Source organism: Pseudomonas tremae (assembly GCF_001401155.1).
Classification (GTDB): domain Bacteria; phylum Pseudomonadota; class Gammaproteobacteria; order Pseudomonadales; family Pseudomonadaceae; genus Aquipseudomonas; species Aquipseudomonas tremae.
In genome coordinates, this window is sequence record NZ_LJRO01000136.1 from 1 (window position 1) to 1,883 (window position 1,883).

General features: G+C 46.3%; 4 protein-coding genes. All 4 read left to right on the forward strand.

The genetic code is table 11. The annotated features are described in order from the left end of the window. Positions 1-182: 182 nt before the first annotated feature. Complete coding sequence (locus tag ALO43_RS31025) at positions 183-554, forward strand: hypothetical protein (RefSeq protein WP_054997432.1); 372 nt, start codon at positions 183-185, stop codon at positions 552-554. After that, complete coding sequence (locus ALO43_RS28585; protein ID WP_083492145.1) at positions 536-943, forward strand: hypothetical protein; 408 nt, start codon at positions 536-538, stop codon at positions 941-943. Before ALO43_RS31025 ends, ALO43_RS28585 begins: the two co-directional genes overlap by 19 nt. 3 nt (positions 944-946) lie before the next feature. Then, positions 947-1,258 (forward strand): DUF2523 domain-containing protein, encoded by a 312-nt coding sequence (locus ALO43_RS09705; RefSeq protein ID WP_054997433.1) that lies wholly within the window; start codon positions 947-949, stop codon positions 1,256-1,258. A 5-nt stretch (positions 1,259-1,263) separates the two neighbouring features. Next, positions 1,264-1,883 (forward strand): zonular occludens toxin domain-containing protein (locus ALO43_RS28590; RefSeq protein ID WP_217999769.1); only part of this gene is annotated, 620 nt, incomplete at its 3' end.

Sequence of the window (1,883 nt, forward strand, 5' to 3'; positions counted from 1 at the left end):
TTTACGTACAGAGCCTAAGGGCGCAACTCAGAAAAGTTATAGTTGGCATCAATCAACCGATGTCCCTATACCTCCATCTATTGGTGGATGTTCAACCACTTTGTCAGGTGTTCAGATTTGTACTCCTGCGTCCTCTGGCGGCTTTAATTGCACTGCTGATGCAACTGTAACTGGCGAACTTTATGTTGCCCCTGCACCAACTCCAGACCCTACACCTCCTACAACTGACCCCACCGATACTGGCTCTGGCACCGATACTGGCTCTGGCACCGATACTGGCTCTGGCAGCGGTTCAGGCAGCGGTTCCGGCTCTGGCAGCGGTTCAGGTAGTGGTTCCGGCTCTGGTAGTGGCTCTGGTAGCGGCTCCGGCTCCGGTTCTGGTAGTGGTTCTGGTTCAGGGTCTGGCTCCGGCTCTGGTAGTGGCTCCGGCTCCGGTAGCGGCTCTGGTAGTGGTTCTGGCTCCGGTACTGGTTCCGGCGATGGTACCTGTGAAGGTGATAAATGCGGTGAGGATGACGCTCAGGTTTCTGGTGATATGCAGTGTCAAACTGTAGTTTCTTGCACTGGTGATGTTATTCAATGCGCTGTACTTCGTCAGGAACAACAATCACGTTGTGCTGATAAAGAATACCGCGACCTTACTGAGAAAAAGATAGCTGACTTAAAATCTGAGCTTCAATCTGAGTTTGCCGGTGAAGACTACAAGCCTATTAAACCTGATTCTGATTCCACGTTCGATCTTACATCGATGATTGATACTAGTAGTCGTTTTGGTGCTGCGTGCCCAGTTTTAAGAACTATAAGTGTTCCTTTTATGTCTGGCCGATCATTTACAGTTGATCCTAATGTACCCGGTCTTTGTACTTTTCTCACGTTTATGGGTTATCTCATGGTTGCTTTCGCAATGCGTAAAGCAGCTGAAATTATTGCAACTGGAGTTTGATAAATGCCTGCAATGATTGGTCTGTTCTTACGCATGGTTGGCCTTTCAATAGTCCCTCTTGGCTGGAAGTTATTACGTGGACTAGGTTTCGCTGCAATAAGTTACGTTGGTATCGATGCCGCCCTCGATAAAGCCAAGGGTTATGCCTTTTCTCAGCTTGGTGGTTTGCCTAGCGACTGGATTGCAGTTCTTGGCATGCTCAAGATAGATGTTTGTTTGAATATATTATTTTCTGCTTATATTGCTCGCGCTCTTCTCGCCGGTATGAACAAGGCTGGCAGTAAAACATCCATGAAATGGACACCTAAGGAGTAGGGCGTATGTTATTTCTTCGCACTGGTTTACCCGGTTCCGGCAAGACTCTTAATACCATCAAAGAGATTGATTTAGAGCATGCTGTTGATCCCAACAACCCTTTGCTACGTCTTCACAAAGATCCCGATGATCCAAGCCTGCCGCCACGTACTATCTATTACCACGGCATCCCTGAGCTTAAGGTCGATCAGCTCAATTCTAAATGGGTTGAATGGGAAACTCCTGACCTTTGGTATGATTTGCCTGATGGTTCGGTTATTGTCATAGATGAAGCTCAGGGCACATTCGGTACCGATATTCGTGGACGTGTTGAAAAAGTTACTCGCTTTGAGAAACATCGACATCACGGTTGGGATGTTCATATCATTACCCAGCATCCATCGCTTATTTGTTCACCTGTACGAAAGTTGGTAGGTAAACATATAAACTTTATTCGGCCATATGGTCGTACTAAAGGTATATTCAGACATGAATATGAGATGTGTATTGATAAGCCTGAAAGTCGAACTAATTTTAAAATGGCTCAAGAGTCTAAAATAGAGTTCGATAAGCACTACTTTGGCCTTTATAAGTCATCGACCGTTCATACTCACAAGAAGGTCACGCTAAGGAAGCTCCGAGCAAG

Excerpts from the sequence above, each read along its gene's own strand:
- ALO43_RS31025 (WP_054997432.1), top strand. The coding sequence starts at position 183 with ATGTTGCCCCTGCACCAACTCCAGACCCTACACCTCCTACAACTGACC.
- ALO43_RS28585 (WP_083492145.1), top strand. The coding sequence starts at position 536 with ATGCAGTGTCAAACTGTAGTTTCTTGCACTGGTGATGTTATTCAATGC.
- ALO43_RS09705 (WP_054997433.1), top strand. The coding sequence starts at position 947 with ATGCCTGCAATGATTGGTCTGTTCTTACGCATGGTTGGCCTTTCAATA.